Below are 17,895 nucleotides of genomic sequence, written 5' to 3' on the forward strand. Positions count from 1 at the left end.
GCCCCCCGGCGCGATGGGGGCAGCGCCCCCCCTCTCCCTCTCCGCACTTACGACGTCTGCTTAACCAGCCGCCTGCAACAGCTTGCGCGTATAGTCGGTCTGCGGATTGTCATAAAGCGCATCAACGTCGCCGTATTCCACCACATCGCCGCGCTTCATCACCATCACCTTGTGCGACATCGCCCGCACGACCTTCAGATCGTGACTGATGAACAGATAGGCCAACCCGTATTTCGCCTGCAACTCCCGCAGCAAATCAACGATCTGCACCTGCACCGTCATGTCCAAGGCCGAGGTTGGCTCGTCGAGAACCAGCAGCTTCGGCCGCAGCACCATGGCGCGGGCGATGGCGATCCGCTGGCGCTGCCCGCCGGAGAACTCATGCGGGTAGCGGTCCATCGTCGCGGGGTCGAGCCCCACTTCCGTCATCACCTCCGCCACCAGTTCACGTCTGTCGCGCGCCTTGTCGATCTTGTGGATCGCCAGCCCCTCCGAGATGATCTGGAAACAGGTCATCCGCGGGCTGAGCGAGCCGAAAGGATCTTGAAAGACGATCTGCATATCGGCGCGTAGGCGGCGCAGCTTTTTGGTGGACCATTTGCGCAGGTCCTCGCCACGAAAAGTCACCTCCCCTTCCGAGCCGATGAGCCGCATGATCGCCAGCGCCGCGGTGGTCTTGCCCGAGCCGCTTTCGCCGACGATGCCAAGCGTTTCGCCCGCGCGGATCGACAGGCTCGTGTCGTTGACGGCCTTCACATGGCCCACGGTGCGGCGCAGCAGGCCCTTCTGGATCGGGAACCAAACCTTGAGGTTGTCGGTCCGCAGCACTTCGGGCGCATCCGCAGCCACAGGGGCCGGCGCGCCGGTGGGCTCGGCGCCGAGCAGTTTGCGTGTATAGGGGTGTTGCGGATTGTCGAAAATCTCAGCGGTCGGCCCCTCTTCGACGACCAGCCCCTTTTGCATGACAAAGACCCGGTCGGCGATGCGCCGGACGATCCCGAGGTCATGGGTAATGAACAAAAGCCCCATCCCCATCTCATCCTTCAGGTCTTTCAACAGGTCGAGAATCTGCGCCTGAATGGTCACGTCGAGCGCCGTGGTTGGCTCATCCGCGATCAAGATGTCGGGCTTGTTGGCCAGCGCCATCGCGATCATTACGCGCTGCCGCTGCCCGCCGGAAAGCTGGTGCGGATAGGCGCCCATGCGGCTCTCCGCGTCATTGATGCCGACCTGTTCCAAGAGGCTCAACACCCGCGCCCGCGCCTCGGCCCCCTGCAATCCCTGATGCAGCGCCAGCGACTCCGCCAGTTGCTTTTCGATCGTGTGCAGCGGGTTGAGCGAGGTCATCGGCTCTTGAAAAATGAACGAGATGTCGTTGCCGCGCACCTTATGCAGCAGCTTGTCATCCGCGCCGATCATCTCTTGCCCGTCATAGGTGACCGAGCCGCTGACCCGCGCGCTATCGCCCAAGAGCGACACCGTCGAGAGCGCCGAGACCGACTTGCCCGAGCCGCTTTCGCCCACCAGAGCCACCGTCTCTCCCCGGTTCACGGCAAAGCTGACCCCGCGCACCGCCGGGATCAACTGCCCGTCCTGCCGAAAGGAAACCTGCAGGTCTTTGACGTCCAACAAAGCAGTCACGAGAAGGTCTTTCTGGGATCGAATGCGTCGCGGATGCCTTCAAAGATGAAGACCAGCAGAGACAACATGATGGCAAAGGTAAAGAAGGCCGAGAAGGCCAGCCAAGGCGCTTGCAGGTTCTGCTTAGCTTGCAGCGTCAATTCCCCCAGCGACGGCGCCGAGGACGGCAGGCCGAAGCCCAAGAAGTCGAGCGTCGCCAGAGTGGAAATCGTGCCCGTGATGATAAACGGCAGCATGGTCAGCGTGGCCACCATCGCGTTGGGCAGCATATGGCGCAGCATGATGGTGCCGTTGCCGACCCCAAGCGCACGGGCGGCGCGGACGTATTCAAGGTTACGCGCGCGCAGGAATTCGGCCCGCACCACGCCCACTAGCGCGGTCCATGAGAACAGCACCAAGAGGATCACTAAGAGCCAGAAACTTCGCCCCAGAATGGCGAACATAATGATGATCACGTAGAGCGACGGGGTTGAGGACCAAATCTCGATGATGCGCTGAAAGATCAGGTCGAGCCAGCCGCCAAAGAAGCCCTGCACCGCGCCCGCCAGAATGCCGATGATCGACGCCGCCCCGGTGACGATCAGGGTGAACACCACCGAAAGCCGGAAGCCATGGATGACCCGCGCCATCACATCGCGTTTGGTGCCGTCGGTCCCGAGCCAGTTCTGCCCGTTGGGCGGCAGCGGTGCGGCACCGGGGCGGTCCACGGCGGTGTCGAAGGAATAGGGAATGACGGGCCAAAGCGCCCAGCCCTTGTCGATCGCTTCGCCTTCGACCTCGCCATCCGCGGCGTCGATAATATAGCCCTCAGGGTCGTCGAAACAGGCATCCAGCCCACCGGTGGCGATGAGGCATTGCACCTCAGGGTCGCGGTAGGCGGCTTCGGTCTGGAAATCGCCGCCAAAAGCGGTCTCAGGGTAGAAGTTGAAAATCGGCGCGTAATACTCGCCGCGGTAGCTCACGAGGATCGGCTTGTCGTTGGCCACGAACTCGGCCAGCAGCGAAATGCCAAAAAGGATCGCGAAAATCCACAGCGACCAATAGGCGCGGCGGTTCGCGGTGAAATTGCGCCAGCGGCGCTGGTTCAGGGGGGACAGCGCCATCAGCCTTCCCTCTTCTCAAAGTCGATGCGCGGGTCGACGAGCACATACATCATGTCCGACAAGATGCCGACGACAAGGCCGATGAGGCCAAAGATGAAGAGCGTCCCGAAGACAATCGGATAGTCGCGTGCCACCGCCGCCTCAAAACCCAGACGCCCCAACCCATCAAGGCTAAAGATCGTCTCGATAATGATCGACCCGCCGAAAAAGACCGAGATGAAGACCGCCGGAAAACTGGCGATCACGATCAGCATCGCGTTGCGGAAGACATGCCCGTAAAGCACCTTGCGCTCTGACAGGCCTTTGGCGCGGGCGGTGATGACATATTGCTTTTTGATCTCGTCCAGAAAGCTGTTCTTGGTCAGCAGCGTCAGCGTGGCAAAGGCCGAGATCGTCGAGGCCAGCACCGGCAGCGTGATGTGCCAGAAATAATCGGCCACCTTGCCCAAGGGGCTGAGGCTGTCGAAATTATCCGAGGTCAGGCCACGCAGCGGGAAGATCTGCCAGTAAGACCCACCGGCAAAGAGCACCAGCAGCAGGATGGCAAAGAGGAAACCGGGGATCGCATAGGCCGCAATGATCGCGCCCGAGGTCCAGGTATCGAACCGGCTGCCGTCGCGCACCGCCTTGCGGATGCCCAAGGGGATCGACACCAGATGCGCGATCAGCGTTGACCAAAGCCCCAGCGTGATCGAGACCGGCAGCTTTTCCTTGATCAGTTCGATCACACTGATGGCACGGAAGTAACTCTCGCCGAAATCAAGCCGCATGTAGTTCCACAGCATGTGAAAGAACCGCTCCACGGGGGGTTTGTCGAAGCCGAATTCCTTCTCCAACTCCTCGATTAACTCAGGCGGCAACCCGCGCGCGCCGACATAGGTACTGTCAGACCCGCGTGCCATCGTGTCGACCCCGGCGTCGTTGTTGCCTCCGGCAAAGCCGCCAAAGACATCGCCGCCACCCTGAATCCGCGCGATGGCCTGCTCTACCGGGCCACCGGGGACGAATTGCACCAAGGCAAAGTTGACCAGCATGATGCCGAACAAGGTCGGGATCACCAGCAACAGCCGTCTGAGAATATAAGCACCCATGTGGTCGCTTTACCGCAAGGCGCCGGAGGCGCGCAATTGCTGCGCGCGGTCTTCGTCATACCACCAGAAATCGAGGTAGCCCAAAGCATAGGACGGAATCTCGGGGTGGTCGTATTGGTCGTAATAGGCAACCCAATAGCTGTCGTTGTACCATGTGGGGATCATAAAGAATTCATGCCGCAGCGCCCGATCCAGCGCCATCAGAGCCGCATCTTCGTCCTCTGCCGTTTCGGCATCGAGCGAGGCTTCGATGATCGCGTCGACCAGCGGGCTAGCAAGCCCTGCGGGGTTGAACAGCGAAAATTCCGCCGCCTCGGACCCGTAGCGCTGCGACAGACCGGTGCCGGTGCCAAGGAAGGCGGCATAGGCGTCATAGATCATGTCATAGTCGCGGTCCCGCTCACGGGCGGTGTATTGCGAACTGTCCACCTTCTCCAGCCGCGCGTCGATGCCGATGGATTGCAGGTTGCCCACGAAATTTTCGATCACTGCCGAAATCGTCGGCGACCCGGCGGAGTTCATCAGGAAGTTCAGCCGCAGGGGTTCGCCCGCCTCATTGACACGCATGCCGTTCTGCACGGTCCAACCCGCTTCCTCCAACAGCTTGGAAGCCTGCCGCGCGTTGCGGCGGTCCAACAGGCGGCTGGGGTCTGAGGAATGCGGCACCACGGCAGGCGCGCTCAACAGCTCCCCCGGCACCAGATCGCCAAGGCTTTCCAGAAGCGCCAGTTCCGCCCCCTCGGGCGCGGCCCCGGCCATCAGCGGCGTGTCTTGCGTGAACGAGGCGCGGTGGCTGAAGAGCCCGTATTGCAGCGACTCGTTGGTCCATTCAAAGTTGAACATCAGTGCCACGGCCTCGCGCACACGGCGGTCCTGCAGCGTCTCGCGACCGAGGTTAAAGATGATCCCCGATGGCGTGGGAGGCGAGCCGTCGGGCAGCTCGGCCTTGACGATGTCGCCGTCACTCACCTTGGAGAAGTCGTAGCCCGTAGCCCACTTTTTGGAGTCCCCCTCGGCGCGGAAGGTATATTCGCCCGCCTTGAACGCCTCAAAGGCCGAAGTGTCGTCGCTGAAAATCTCCAGCCGGATGCGGTCGAAATTCATGCGGCCACGGTTGATCGGCAAGTCCTTGCCCCAGTAGTCGGGGTTGCGTTTCAGCACGATGCGCTTGGTCAGATCGACGCTTTCGACCATATAGGCGCCCGATCCGGGGGGCGGGTCCATCCAGCTGTCTTTAAGGGTGTTGCCGGTTTCCTCGAACCAATGTTTCGGCCATGCGGGCACGCCGCCTACCGTCTCGATCAGGCTGCGGCGGGAGATACCGTCGGCAAAGTGGAATTTCACCGTATGATCGTCCAGCGCTTCAACCTTGGGGATGCGCTTGCGCACCGCGTCTGCATAGGATTTCAGGCCCTCGTCCAAGAGCAGGTTGTGCGAGAACACGATGTCATGCGCGGTCACCGGCGAGCCGTCCGAAAACGTCGCCTCGGGGCGCATGTGGAAGGTCACCCAAGACTTGTCCTCGGGGTACTCAAGACTTTCGCACAGCAGGCAGTAGCTTTCGCCATAGACATCCGCCGGCAGCGGCTCACCCGATGGGGCCTCGCCCAGCAGGCTTTCAAACCCAAAGATCGAGAACAGATGCGCGCGGCCCTTGCCGGAATAGGGGTTCATCGAATCCAGCGTGCCCACGAAGGGGATCGAGATTTCCCCGCCCTTGGGTGCATCGGGGTTCACATAGTTAAAATGCTCGAAATCCGCCGGGTAGGTCAGATCGCCATAAAATGAATAGCCATGGCTTTTGATGACCTCCTGCTCCTGCGCCGCGGCGGCACCGGCCAAGAGGGCCGCCACCATCAGCGTCAGCGTCGCGAGCCATAGCGGCAGGTCATCAAAGACCGAAGGGCGGGTCGCGGCGCGGGTCTGGGCACGGGGCATAGGTCACTCCTTGGCGTGGCATAGTCCGGGTAGGCGTCATCTAGGCTAACGCTGTGAGATGCCAAGATACAAGTTGCGAATATGTAAGGTTGCCCTGCACGGGCGGTCCGCCGCGGAGGTTGCCCCATCGAAGGGCGATTTCCCCCGCTTCCGCTCGCGAGAATGTGTAGCCCGACGCCCGGGAACTTCGCAGGCCAGCCGATTTCTCGCCCCAATATTAACAGATTCTTCACTCAAATTAACGATGCGTAAACTGGAGCAGACAATGAGAACCTACCCGATTCCCTTTAACGAAGAAGCCCGCTTGCGCGCCGTTTTTGATGTGCCCGGCCTCACGGCCGAGAACGAAGCTTTGTTCGACACTATCTGCGAGGCCACCCGCCGTCTGCTTGACTGTCCGATTGCACATATCAGCGTCGTGGAGGCCGATACCCAATGGTACAAATCCGTGGTCGGCTACCCGCTGGAACCGATGCCGAAGGACACCGGGTTTTGCAGCCATACGATCATGTCAGACGTGCCACTGGTGGTGCCCGACCTCAGCAAAGACCCCCGATTTGAGCGCCACCCCATGGTTGCCAAGGGCGGACCCGAGGCGCGCTATTACTGCGGCGTGCCGCTGATCCTGTCCTCGGGCCACCGCTTTGGCAGCCTCTGCGCGCTGGACCTGCAACCGCACGAACAGCCCTCCGAGAAACAGATCGCCCTGTTGGAAGACCTTGGCCGTATGGTCGTCGCGGCGCTTGAGCGCAGCCAGCCGAACGCCCCTGAGCTAAAGGCCGACACCAGCGCCGAATCCACATTTTTAACGCTGGTGGGTCACGAACTGCGAACACCGCTGACGGTTCTCTTCGGCAGCCTGCGCATGTTGGAGGCCAAAGCCGAACAAGGGATTAATCCGCTGCTGATTCGCTCTGCCCGGCGGTCTGTCGACCACCTCAGCGCGTTGATCGAGACGATCATATCCTATAGCAATGTCAGCACCGGAGAGCTGCGCCTGAACGAGCGAGAATGCAATCTGAACGATCTTTTGCAATCGGTTTCGGCCCTGCATTTCGCCACCACGGACGCGACCACAAAAACCATCACTCTGCGCGACAGCCTGCCGCTTGAGGAAATGCACATAGATGGCGACCAGATCGAATTGGCGGTGACGGCCTTGGTGCTGAACTCGGTGCTGCACGGGGGCAGTGAGATCGCGCTAGGGACGTTCAAAGACGCCGAGGGCAATATCGAGATTTCGATCACCGACAATGGCTCTTTTGACGATCACGTCGACCTTGCCGAGCTTTACAAACCCTTTGTCGTCGGCGGCATGATGGACCATCGCAGCACCAAGGGCGGGCTGGGCCTTGGCCTGCCGCTGACCCGCAAGCTGATCGAAATGCACGGCGGGGATTTCGAGGTGCATGTAGAGGCGGGCCGCAGCCGCGCCGTGATCCGCCTGCCCGCGTGGCGCTGCGACATCGGCGGGATCGCCGCGGCAAACGTCGCCGCCCCGGTGATCGCGGCTCAGTAATTTTGAAGCGCGGGGCGCGCACTATGCCGCGCCCCGCTCTTTGCTCAGGCTCCGTCGACCGTGCGGATCAATGCGTTGATCTCTTCCGCCAATAGGTCCGGGTGATCCTCAGGCGTGAAGTGTTTGCCCCCTTCAATCCGCCGCAGCGGTGCATTCAGATCTTTCGCAAGCCGCTCCCCATATTCGAGCTTTTGAAACTCATCGGCCGCGCCCCAAACGATCCGAGCGGGGATGTTGAGCGTGGGCAGCTTATCCGCGATGGCCTGGGTGTCTTCCACATCCAGCGACTGCGCCTGCCGGACAAAGGCTTCGGCCTCTCCATGTTGGGCGTAATGCGGGGCATGGGCATCAAAGGCAGCCTCGGCGGCGGCGTCGGTCTCATGCCCCTTTGAAAACATCATCTTCAGCAACTGGTGGAACGACCCATCGGGCGCATGTTTCGCCACGCCGCCAGTCTTGGCCACGGCGCTGACCAGCGGCACGGGCCATGAATCATAGCTGATCGCATTCGTCAAAAGCAGCCCGCTGACCATTTCAGGATGACGCACCGCCGCAATTTGCGCGACACCGCCGCCAAGGTCATGTGCGGCAAGGATCGCACGCGAGATGCCCTGATCGCGCATCCAAGCGACCAGATAGTCCGCTTGGGCCGAGACCGAAATATCACGCCCTTCGCCCTGCGGGATCGAGGCACCATACCCCGGCATTTCCCAAGCGAGCACCCGGCGCCCGGCGACCTTCGGGGCGACATCCCGCCAAAGCGCGGGGCATGTGGGAATACCGTGAAGTAGGATGACAGGATCACCCGCCCCCGTCTCTTCCCAACGCATTTCGATCCCATTGACCGTGGTTGTATGACTTTGCATGTCGCGTCTCCTTTCGGTGTGGACGTTTCATGGCCCAACACCCGCATGAAGAAGACGTTCCGCCGCGCCCAAACGCAAAAGCCGCCCCAGAGGGCGGCTTTCACTCACGCAATGCAGCGTGGAATTAGTTGGAAACGCTTTGTAGGTAAGCGATCACGTCAGCGCGGTCTTCGACTTTACGCAGACCGGCGAAACCCATGGTGGTGCCGGGGGCATAGCCTTTGGGGCTCGTGAGGAAGGCGCTCAGCTCTTCCGGGGTCCATGCACCTTCGAGCGAGGTCAGAGCGCCGGAATACCCGAAACCGTCAACCGAGGCGATATCGCGGTCGACCACACCGTCAAGGTGCGGACCAACGGCGTTGGAGCCGTCGACCTTGTGGCACGCGGCGCATTTGCGGAACACTTTAGAGCCGCTGTCGGCATCGCCTTCGGCCATCACGGCGGTAAAGTCGATCTCTTCGCCGCCTTCGTCACCACCGGCATCGGCCACTTCGATCACATAGGACGCTTCCCCATGTGCATCGGCGTGGTAAATCTCTTCCCCCGCCCATTTGCCCAGCAGAAGTACCAACCAGGCGCCGAATACGCCGGCTGCGATTTTGGTCAGGGTCATTGTATCGAACATGCGTCAGGGTCCATCACTTGGTATTGGCACCATGGGCGGGCCATGGTTCTTGGCATCGTTGCCCGCGTATCTATTGCTTTCCCTTGGCGCAGGCAAGGTGTAGTTACCGCGACCAATTGCCCTTCTCCGCGCCTTTTGCAGCAGGATACGATCCATGACCGCCCAGACCACGCCGCGCATCGCCTTCCAAGGGGCCCTTGGCGCCTATAGTCACGAGGCCTGCCTTCAAGCTTGCCCCGACATGGAACCGGTGCCCTGCCAGTCGTTCGAAGGGGTGATCCGCGCCGTAAATGAAGGGCGCGCCGAATTGGCGATGCTGCCGGTGGAGAACACGACCTATGGCCGTGTGGCCGATATCCACCGCCTGCTGCCGGAAAGCGGACTGCATATCATCGGCGAAGCTTTCGTTCGGGTGCGCATCGCTCTGATGGCCCGCCCCGGCGTGGCATTAAAAGACATCAAACACGTCCGCGCGCATCTGGTGCTGCTGCCGCAGGCGCGCAGTTTCTTGCAGCAACATGGGATCACCTCTGAACCCGCCGCCGATTCCGCCGGTGCCGCCGCCGAACTGGCCGCCACCGAGGGCTGCACCGATGGTGTTCTCGCCGGAGAGGTCGCGGCAGAGATCAACGGCCTGACCGTGCTGGCCCGCGATATTGAGGATATGGACCACAACACCACCCGCTTTCTGCTGATGGCGCCTGAGATCGACCTGTCCCCCCGGGCCGAGCGGATGCTGACCACCTTCGTCTTTGAAGTGCGCAACATCCCCGCCGCGCTTTACAAGGCGATGGGGGGCTTTGCGACCAATGGGGTGAACATGACCAAGCTCGAAAGCTATATGGTCGGCGGGTCCTTCACCGCGACACAGTTCTACGCCGATATCGAGGGCCATCCCGAAGACCCGGCGGTGAAACGCGCGCTGGATGAATTGGGGTATTTCACCAATAAGCTGGAAATTCTCGGCGCCTACCCCGCCCATCCCGGCCGGGGCGCGCCGAGCGGGATGTAGGCTAGGCGCGCAGGCTCAGACTTTGACGCCGCGGGCGTGACGCTCTTCCATACCGCGGGCATATTCCGCCACGCGGTCCTTGTATTTCTTGGTTAGGGTCGTCTTGGCCAGCTTGAGCGATTGCACCCAGAGCCGCGCGGAAAGGGTCAGCGGCTTGATCTCAAGCGCTACCAACACGCGCGTGCTGTTGCGCGACAGGGGCATCAATTCAAACGACATTTGCCCCGCCAACCCCTGTGACATGCTGTCGATCACCATCTCGTTGGGCCGGTCGAAGGTCACCATCTCAAGCGTCAGCTCGCGCCGCTTGCCGCGCAGGGGGAAGACCGCGTTCCAAGTCATTCCCACACCGGGCTGATGCATCGTATCGGCGCGCTGCACCTCGGCACCGCGCCGCATGGCCGCCCGCTCAAAGCTCTCAAAATCGCACAACATGTCAAAGACCGCTTCGATCGGGGCTTCGACGTCTTCTTTGGTCGAGAATTTCATTCCGTCCGTTCCAATTCTTCTGCTCGCATTTGCCACCCCTGCCGCTTTGACCGGGCCTGTTAGGTCGGTGTATCAGGTCAGTGTATCCGCAAGCCAGTTTTCCAGCAAGAAATGCGCGATGGCCCCGCGACGGGCGGGCAGCAGACGCGGGTGACTTCCGGCAAAGACATCCATCATCTCTTCGCGGGTGACCCAAAGCGCGTCTTCGATCTCAACCGGGTCAATGGTCAGGTCGCGGCTCAGCGCTTCGCCAGCGCAGCCCAACATCAGCGAGGCCGGAAAGGGCCATGGCTGGCTGGAGAGGTAGCTCACCGCGCCGACCTGCACCCCTGCTTCTTCAAAAACCTCCCGCCGCACGGCGGCCTCTACCGTCTCTCCCGGTTCGACAAAGCCTGCCAGCAGGGAATACATCCCCTCGGGCCAGCCGGGGGAGCGGCCCATGAGAACGGAATTGCCATGGGTAATCAACATGATAACCACCGGATCGGTGCGCGGAAAATGCGCCCCTCCGCAATCGGGGCAGACGCGCTGCCACCCGCCTTGGGCCGGATCGGTCGCAGCGCCGCAGCGCGCGCAATGGCGGTGCGTTTCGTGCCAACCGAGGATCGCCTTGCCGCTGGCAGCCAGTTCGGCATCGCGCGGGTCAAGCCATGTCATCACCCGCCGCAACTCGGCGAATGCCATGTCATCGCCCAGCAGTGGGTGCCGCTGCTCGCTGGGGTCAAGGAACGCCCCCAGTTGCGATTGGTCCAGATCGGCAGGCTGCCAGCCTGAAATATCGACGGCAAAGCGCGCGGCCCCGTCCTCACGGCCCAGCAAGATCGGCGCGGCAGCGGCCTCTTGCAGCGCCGGGTGATCCATCGCCAATCGGACCAAACCGGCAGGGCGTTCAGGCGCGATCAGGGGTTTGCCACGCCAAAAGACGATGGCGCGCGCCGCAGGGTCGGCGCGAAGCTGCGCCAACGCTTCCGGGTTGCCGCGTATCTCTCCCGCCCGATCAAGGGCCGAGCCTCCAAAGGTTACCGTCTCCGCGTGACGCATGGTGCTCTCCCGATACCGGCCCGATACAGGCTTTGTGCGTTTCGCCCAGCCATGCCACGGCGCAGGCGATATTGGCAATCCCAAGCCCCCTTGCCAGAGCGGTTGAAATCTGGTCATATAAAAACAGCTTTAGGTTGTGTAATTTTAACGAGTAATTCCCTTTACGGTGAACAAGCGCAGCACATATGTCACGGCCGGTGTCGTTCCCCCCGAGGGGGGCACCCCGGTCGGGGCACGTCTGCGCATATTGGCCACGACTGATTTGCACATGCAGATCGTGGGCCATGATTATGTGGGCGACCGTTCGGTGGGGCACCATGGGCTGGCCGGGGTTGCCACGCTGATCCGCGCCGCCCGGCAAGAGGCCGCTGAACAGGGCGCGGCCTGTCTCTTGCTCGACAATGGTGATCTGTTGCAGGGCAATGCCTTGGGCGACCAACTCGCCCAGATGCCGGTCACCCCCACGCATCCGCTTGTCGCCTGTGTAAACGATCTGCGATATGATGGCTTGGGCTTGGGCAATCACGACCTTGATCATGGTCTGCCCTATCTGCGCGCCGTGGCGGGCGCGATTGATATGCCGCTGATCTCAACCAATCTGCATCTGACCGATCCCGGCCCCCTGCGCCGCTGGGCCGTTGTGTCATGCCTGCTGCCCGCTGTTGGGGGGCATCCCTCCTCTACGCTGCAGGTTGGCCTGCTTTCCGTTCTGCCGGGCCGCACGGCGATTTGGAACCGCGAGGTCTTGGAAGACGCGGCTGAGATCGTCAGCCCCCTCGAAAGCCTGCGCAGCGCCGCCCTGAGGCTGCGGGCAGAGGGGGCCGACCTGACCGTGCTGCTGGCCCATATGGGCATCCCCCAAAAAGGAGAGATCGCCGCCGAAGAAGACATCTGCGCCTTGGCTCAGATCGAAGGGATCGACGCCGTAATCACCGGCCACACCCACCTTCGGTTTCCCGGCGCGGACCACGGCCCGCGCAAGGGGGTCGACACGCAGGCAGGCACCCTGTCCAACCGACCGGCGGCAATGCCGGGGTTTGGCGGGTCCGATTTGGCGGTGCTGGATTTGGCCCTTGAACGGGACGCACGGGGGGGCTGGCGGGTGTCGCAGCATCACAGCCACCTGCGCGACAACAGCGCGCAAACGCTGGCCGACCCCGTGGTGCTCAGTGCCGCGCGGATCAGCCACATTGGCACCCGCAAGCATCTGGAAGAGGTGGTCGGCCACACCGGGACGGCGCTGCACAACTACTTTGCCCTTGCCATGCCCACCCCCATCGACGCGCTGACCGCCCGTGCGCAGGCCGAGGTGATACGCATAGGCGTGGCGGGCACGGCGGACAGCGCATTGCCCATCCTCGCGGCCACGGCGGCACATACGGCGGGCGGGCGTGGCGGGCCCGAGCATTTTTTGCACATCCCCCCCGGTGCGGTGCAGCGCCGCCATATCGCCGGGCTGGTTCCTTATCAAAACGCGGTCTGGGCGCTGCGTATCACGGGGGCTGACCTCCGGCGACGGCTGGAAAAAGCGGCCGAGGTTTTCGCCCCGCTTGGCAGTGCGACAGGTCCGCTTCTCGATCCCTGCCGCCCGCCTTTTCACTGCGATACGATCTACGGCGTGACCTATGCAATCGACCCCCACCGCCCCCGTGGGGCGCGCATCACGGCGCTGTCGTGGCAGGGGGGTCCTGTCGAGCCGGACCAACGGTTTCTATTGGCAACCAACCAGTTTCGCGCAGCGGGCGGCGGCGGATTTGACCGTGCACCCATCGCAAATGTCGCCCTGCGCAGCCCCCTGCCCCTGACCGAGGCGCTGATCGCCGCCCTCGCGCCGAGCCCAGACCACCCATGGTCCAGCGCTCACCCATGGCACTTCGATGCGACCGGAGCGCAAGCGGTCCACTATACCTCACCGGGCGCGCTGCCCTTTCTTAATGATATCGCGCATCTGTCGCCCGATCCCCGCGGAATAACGGCATCGGGCTTTGCCCAGATCTGGATCCGCTTGTGAGGCTTGCACTTCGATCCTCCCCCTCCTATATGGGCCTTGAGAGGTTGGTGCGGGCAAGCGCCTCGCCAACCCGGTCAGATCCGGAAGGAAGCAGCCGTAACGAGCCCCGCTTGGGTCGTTATCAGCCTCTCACCACCGTCGCATTGTGCAGCAATGCGACGCCCCGGCAGTCGCTCCGCAGGAACGATGAAAGGGGTAGATTCTCCAAAGAAATTGTCGCGGTTGAGAGATAACAGGCCCGCCGACATGCCCCGCCTGCGGGCACCACGGGCATCGCCCCCTAGGGAGGGCGCCGCCCACATCATCTTACAGCCGATCCGCCTCAAATGTATCACAGGCCGCGATCTCGCCGCTCTCAAAGCCCCGTTCGAACCAACGCGCGCGTTGCTCTGACGTGCCATGGGTAAAGGTATGCGGTTGTGGCACCTGACCGGCCTGCCGTTGCAAATGGTCATCCCCGATCATCCGCGCCGCATTCAGAGCTTCCTGAAGGTCGCCTTTCTCCATCAACCCTTCGACGTTCGACGCCCAGATCCCTGAAAAACAATCAGCCATCAGCTCAAGCCGCACGGTCAGGGCATTCGCCTCTACCTGAGAGGACTGCTGCCGCATCCGGGCCACCTGCGGCAAGACGCCGATCTCATTCTGCACATGGTGGGCGACCTCATGCGCGATCACATAGGCTGCCGCGAAATCGCCCTCGGCCCCAAGACGCTGGTCCAGCGTGCGGAAAAAGGCGGTGTCGAGATAGGCCATGTTGTCCGCCGGGCAGTAAAAGGGGCCGGTTGCGCCGGAGGCACCGCCACAGGCGCTTTGGGTGACGTTTTCGAATACGACAAGCTTGGGCGGCGTATAGGTTTCCCCCAGTTGCTCTTGGAAAATACGGCTCCAGACCTGTTCTGTCGTGGTCAGCACGCGGGCGGCGAAATCGACTTGCGGGTCTTCGCTGTCGCTCAGCGGGCGGGACTGCTGGACCTGACCGCCGCCTTGGCCGGTCAATAGCGGGGTCACGTCGATGCCGGTGAAATATCCAATGGCCATAACCGCCAGAACGCCCACCAGACCAAGTCCGCCCGCCTTACCGGCCCCTCCGCTACGGCGAATGACATTCTTGCTCCGCCCAATTCCCCGCAAACGCATCCGACCGTCCCCCGCTATGTCAAAGTTTATTGCCACATGAACGCGTAAAGAGCAGATTGGTTCAATGAGTGATAAAAACGATCTTGCCGAGAACCGCACGGATTGGGCCGAGGACCGCACCATCCTTGCCAATGAACGCACCTTTGCGGGTTGGATGCGAACCGGCATGGCCTGTGTGGCGGTGGCGATTGGTCTGCGTGCCGTTTTCGGAGAGTTTGAGCCGACGTGGGTCGCCAAGGCGGTTGCCTCGGTTTTCATCCTTGCTGCCCTTTATGTCTATTGGGCGGCGCAGGCGTCAGCCGCCAAGACGCAAAAACGGCTAAGCGACCATCATGCCAATGCCCAGCCCAACAGTCGCATGAAAATCTTGGCCGCAATCCTCGCCTTTGCCTCAAGTGGGGTCGGCGCGATTCTCTGGATGCTCTGAGCCCCCGCAAGCACGGTGGACGCCACGGCGCGGAGCGCCTAGTTTACGGCCTTGACCGAATCCGATCTGGGGCACCATGACAGATACATCCGCCTACCGCGTTCTGGCCCGCAAATACCGGCCCGAGACCTTTGCCGATCTTGTCGGCCAAGACGCCATGGTGCGTACGCTCAAGAACGCTTTTGCCGCCGACAGGATCGCGCAGGCCTTTGTGATGACAGGCATCCGCGGCACCGGCAAGACGACCACCGCGCGGATCATCGCCAAGGGGATGAACTGCATCGGGCCAGACGGCAACGGCGGGCCGACGACTGATCCTTGCGGCGTCTGCGAACACTGCACCGCGATCATGGAAGGCCGCCACGTTGATGTGATGGAGATGGACGCCGCGTCGAACACCGGCGTTGCCAACATCCGCGAGATCATTGATTCGGTGCATTACCGCGCCGCCTCGGCCCGCTACAAAGTCTACATCATCGACGAAGTGCACATGCTCTCGACCGGCGCGTTCAACGCGCTGCTGAAGACGCTGGAAGAGCCGCCCGAACACGTCAAATTCATCTTTGCCACCACCGAGATCCGCAAGGTGCCGGTGACGGTGCTGTCGCGCTGCCAACGCTTTGATCTGCGCCGGATTGAGCCCGAAGTGATGATCGCCCTGCTTCGCAAGATAGCGACGGCAGAAACTGCCGAGATCACCGACGACGCGCTGGCGCTGATCACCCGCGCTGCCGAAGGCTCCGCCCGCGACGCGACCTCGCTGTTGGATCAGGCCATTAGCCACGGCGCGGGCGAAACCGGCGCCGAACAGGTGCGCGCAATGCTGGGCCTGGCGGACCGAGGCCGGGTGCTGGACCTTTTCGACATGGTGCTGCGCGGCGATGCAGCAGCGGCGCTGACGGAACTCAGCGGCCAATACGCCGATGGGGCAGACCCGATGGCGGTGCTGCGCGATCTGGCCGAGATCACCCATTGGGTGTCGGTCGTGAAGATCACGCCTGATGCCGCCGAAGACCCCACAATCGCCCCCGAAGAACGCACCCGTGGCCAGCAAATGGCCGAGACCCTGCCGATGCGCGTGCTCACGCGGCTGTGGCAAATGCTGCTGAAAGCGCTGGATGAAGTCGCCGCCGCCCCCAACGCGATGATGGCCGCCGAAATGGCCGTGATCCGCCTGACCCATGTGGCCGATCTGCCCTCGCCCGAAGAACTGGTGCGCAAGCTGCAAAACAGCACGCCACCCCCGGCCCCCGGCCCCGTCGGTAGTGGCGGTGGCGGCGGCAATGGCGCGCCCCAAGGCAGCACCGGCGCGCAGGCCGTGCAACACGCCCAGCAGCGCATGGCGTCGAACCCCGGCCCGCAGGGGCAGAGCACCGCCTTGGCGCAAGACCTGAACGCCGCGCTGGCCCGCTTCCCGACATTCGAACATGTGGTTGAGCTGATCCGCGTGAACCGCGATGTGAAACTGCTGGTCGAGGTCGAAACCTGCCTGCAACTGGCCGCCTATCAGCCCGGCCGCATCGAATTCGTCCCCACCGACGACGCCCCGCGCGATCTGGCGCAACGGCTGGGGCAAAAGCTGCAACTCTGGACCGGCAATCGCTGGGCGGTGTCGCTGGTCAACGAGGGCGGTGCCGAAACCATCGCGCAAATCCGTGATGCGCGCGAACTGGCGCTCAAGAAACAGGCCCAAGAACATCCGATGATGCAGGCCGTGTTGGCACAGTTCCCCAAGGCCCGCATCACCGCGATCCGCACCCCCGAAGACATCGCCGCCGCCGCCACGGCAGAGGCGCTGCCAGAGGTCGAAGACGAATGGGATCCGTTCGAGGACGGTTGATACCCCCCACCTCACGCCACATATAAACGACAACACAACAAGGAGACCCCAGATGCTCAAGGGATTAGGCGGCCTCGGCGATATGGCCGGGATGATGAAGAAAGCTCAGGAAATGCAGGGCAAGATGGCCGAACTGCAAGAGGAGATGCACAACATCACCGTTGAGGGTGAATCCGGTGCGGGCCTCGTTAAAGCGACCTGTAGCGCCAAGGGTGAGTTGAAGGGCCTCGATATCGACCCGTCGATCTTTAACAAAGACGAAAAAGAAGTCGTCGAAGACCTGATCCTCGCCGCCATCAAAGACGCCCAGAGCAAAGCTTCCGAGCGTGCACAGGCTGAAATGAGCAAGCTGACCGAAGGCATGGGCCTGCCCGCGGGCATGAAACTGCCCTTCTAAACGGTTGGGGCGGTGACGCCCCTCCCCTCCCTTTTCCCCCAAAGGTGCCATTCTTGAGCTCTACCCGCGATATTGACGCCCTGATTGAGCTGATGGCGAAATTGCCCGGCCTTGGCCCCCGCTCGGCCCGGCGCGCGGTGCTGCACCTGATCCGCAAACGCGCGCTGTTGCTCACCCCCCTGTCCGACCTGATGCAGACCGTCGCCGCCACGGCGCGCGAATGCCTGAACTGCGGCAACGTGGGCACCGCTGATGTCTGCGACATCTGCACCTCTGAAAAACGCGCCAATGGTGAGCTTTGCGTGGTCGAGGATGTGGCCGACCTTTGGGCGATGGAACGGTCCGGCGTGTTCAAGGGCCGCTATCATGTGCTGGGCGGGACGCTCTCGGCGCTGGATGCCATCGGCCCGCAGGAATTGCGCATTCCGCGGCTGGTGGACCGGATCGATACTGAAAGCGTGACCGAAGTGATCCTCGCGCTCAACGCCACGATCGACGGGCAGACCACGGCTCATTACATCGCGGATCAGTTGGAGGGCCGGGTGCGGCTCACCTCCCTCGCCCAAGGGGTGCCGATTGGCGGGGAACTTGATTACCTCGACGACGGGACGATCACCGCCGCGATGCAGGCGCGTAAGGCGCTTTAGGTCTCACCGGAATCAAAACCGCCTCAAAGCCCAGAATTAAAGATCAAAATCAAAGCGGGCCGCCCGCTCCTCCCAAAGCAGACGGCCCTTTTCCGTGGCGACGCAGAT

16 protein-coding genes and 1 other RNA gene are annotated in these 17,895 nt (G+C 62.4%); 8 read left to right on the forward strand and 9 right to left on the reverse strand.

The genetic code is table 11. The features are described from left to right. Positions 1–60: 60 nt before the first annotated feature. From B5M07_RS15310 to B5M07_RS15325, 4 genes are read right to left on the reverse strand one after another with little or no spacing between them, the layout of a single operon-like run. Positions 61–1,641: an ABC transporter ATP-binding protein gene (locus tag B5M07_RS15310; protein WP_120351920.1), complete on the reverse strand. Its 1,581-nt coding sequence runs from the start codon at positions 1,639–1,641 to the stop codon at positions 61–63. After that, positions 1,638–2,744, reverse strand: a complete 1,107-nt coding sequence (locus B5M07_RS15315; protein ID WP_067624908.1) for an ABC transporter permease — start codon at positions 2,742–2,744, stop codon at positions 1,638–1,640. Before B5M07_RS15315 ends, B5M07_RS15310 begins: the two co-directional genes overlap by 4 nt. Continuing rightward, positions 2,744–3,835 (reverse strand): microcin C ABC transporter permease YejB, encoded by a 1,092-nt coding sequence (locus B5M07_RS15320; protein ID WP_067624906.1) that lies wholly within the window; start codon positions 3,833–3,835, stop codon positions 2,744–2,746. The genes B5M07_RS15315 and B5M07_RS15320 overlap by 1 nt, the downstream gene beginning before the upstream one ends. Before the next feature lie 9 nt (positions 3,836–3,844). Further along, positions 3,845–5,773, reverse strand: coding sequence for an extracellular solute-binding protein (locus B5M07_RS15325; protein WP_120351921.1), 1,929 nt, complete (start codon positions 5,771–5,773; stop codon positions 3,845–3,847). A 265-nt stretch (positions 5,774–6,038) separates the two neighbouring features. Here B5M07_RS15325 and B5M07_RS15330 point away from each other — a divergent pair, with 265 nt between their 5' ends. Then, a complete protein-coding gene (locus B5M07_RS15330) occupies positions 6,039–7,292 on the forward strand; it encodes a GAF domain-containing sensor histidine kinase (RefSeq protein WP_120351922.1) in 1,254 nt (417 codons plus the stop codon). Positions 7,293–7,336: 44 nt separating this feature from the next. On the opposite strand, the gene B5M07_RS15335 is transcribed toward B5M07_RS15330, so the two are convergent. Continuing rightward, positions 7,337–8,158, reverse strand: coding sequence for an alpha/beta fold hydrolase (locus B5M07_RS15335; protein WP_120351923.1), 822 nt, complete (start codon positions 8,156–8,158; stop codon positions 7,337–7,339). 124 nt (positions 8,159–8,282) lie between these two features. Next, positions 8,283–8,783, reverse strand: coding sequence for a c-type cytochrome (locus B5M07_RS15340; protein WP_067624897.1), 501 nt, complete (start codon positions 8,781–8,783; stop codon positions 8,283–8,285). 154 nt (positions 8,784–8,937) lie between these two features. On the opposite strand from B5M07_RS15340, the gene B5M07_RS15345 reads away from it, so the two are divergent. Continuing rightward, complete coding sequence (locus B5M07_RS15345; protein WP_120351924.1) at positions 8,938–9,795, forward strand: prephenate dehydratase; 858 nt, start codon at positions 8,938–8,940, stop codon at positions 9,793–9,795. Between the two features lie 15 nt (positions 9,796–9,810). On the opposite strand, the gene B5M07_RS15350 is transcribed toward B5M07_RS15345, so the two are convergent. Both B5M07_RS15350 and nudC read right to left on the reverse strand, forming a co-directional pair. Next, positions 9,811–10,284: an SRPBCC family protein gene (locus B5M07_RS15350; protein WP_067624890.1), complete on the reverse strand. Its 474-nt coding sequence runs from the start codon at positions 10,282–10,284 to the stop codon at positions 9,811–9,813. A 72-nt stretch (positions 10,285–10,356) separates the two neighbouring features. Then, positions 10,357–11,325, reverse strand: a complete 969-nt coding sequence (gene nudC, locus B5M07_RS15355) for an NAD(+) diphosphatase (protein WP_120351925.1) — start codon at positions 11,323–11,325, stop codon at positions 10,357–10,359. 166 nt (positions 11,326–11,491) lie between these two features. Here nudC and B5M07_RS15360 point away from each other — a divergent pair, with 166 nt between their 5' ends. Together B5M07_RS15360 and ffs are read left to right on the forward strand one after the other, a co-directional pair. Continuing rightward, positions 11,492–13,336, forward strand: coding sequence for a 5'-nucleotidase C-terminal domain-containing protein (locus B5M07_RS15360; protein ID WP_302649193.1), 1,845 nt, complete (start codon positions 11,492–11,494; stop codon positions 13,334–13,336). A gap of 37 nt (positions 13,337–13,373) precedes the next feature. Then, an RNA gene (gene ffs, locus B5M07_RS15365) (signal recognition particle sRNA small type) lies at positions 13,374–13,471 on the forward strand. 171 nt (positions 13,472–13,642) lie between these two features. Here the strand turns inward: ffs and ypfJ are convergent. Next, positions 13,643–14,476, reverse strand: coding sequence for a KPN_02809 family neutral zinc metallopeptidase (gene ypfJ, locus B5M07_RS15370; protein ID WP_067624885.1), 834 nt, complete (start codon positions 14,474–14,476; stop codon positions 13,643–13,645). 64 nt (positions 14,477–14,540) lie between these two features. Here ypfJ and B5M07_RS15375 point away from each other — a divergent pair, with 64 nt between their 5' ends. The 4 genes from B5M07_RS15375 (at position 14,541) to recR (ending at position 17,787) form a co-directional block, all read left to right on the forward strand. Further along, entirely contained in the window at positions 14,541–14,903 is a 363-nt protein-coding gene (locus B5M07_RS15375; RefSeq protein WP_120351927.1) for a YidH family protein, read from the forward strand. Positions 14,904–14,979: 76 nt separating this feature from the next. After that, a complete protein-coding gene (locus tag B5M07_RS15380) occupies positions 14,980–16,743 on the forward strand; it encodes a DNA polymerase III subunit gamma/tau (protein ID WP_120351928.1) in 1,764 nt (587 codons plus the stop codon). A gap of 52 nt (positions 16,744–16,795) precedes the next feature. Next, the gene (locus B5M07_RS15385; RefSeq protein WP_007118099.1) at positions 16,796–17,140 is read left to right on the forward strand and encodes a YbaB/EbfC family nucleoid-associated protein; all 345 of its coding nucleotides are present in this window, start codon (positions 16,796–16,798) and stop codon (positions 17,138–17,140) included. A gap of 53 nt (positions 17,141–17,193) precedes the next feature. Then, the gene (gene recR, locus B5M07_RS15390; RefSeq protein ID WP_120351929.1) at positions 17,194–17,787 is read left to right on the forward strand and encodes a recombination mediator RecR; all 594 of its coding nucleotides are present in this window, start codon (positions 17,194–17,196) and stop codon (positions 17,785–17,787) included. The last annotated feature ends 108 nt before the right edge of the window (positions 17,788–17,895 follow it).

Origin of the sequence: Sulfitobacter sp. D7 (genome assembly GCF_003611275.1) — a bacterium.
Classification (GTDB): Bacteria; Pseudomonadota; Alphaproteobacteria; order Rhodobacterales; family Rhodobacteraceae; genus Sulfitobacter; species Sulfitobacter profundi.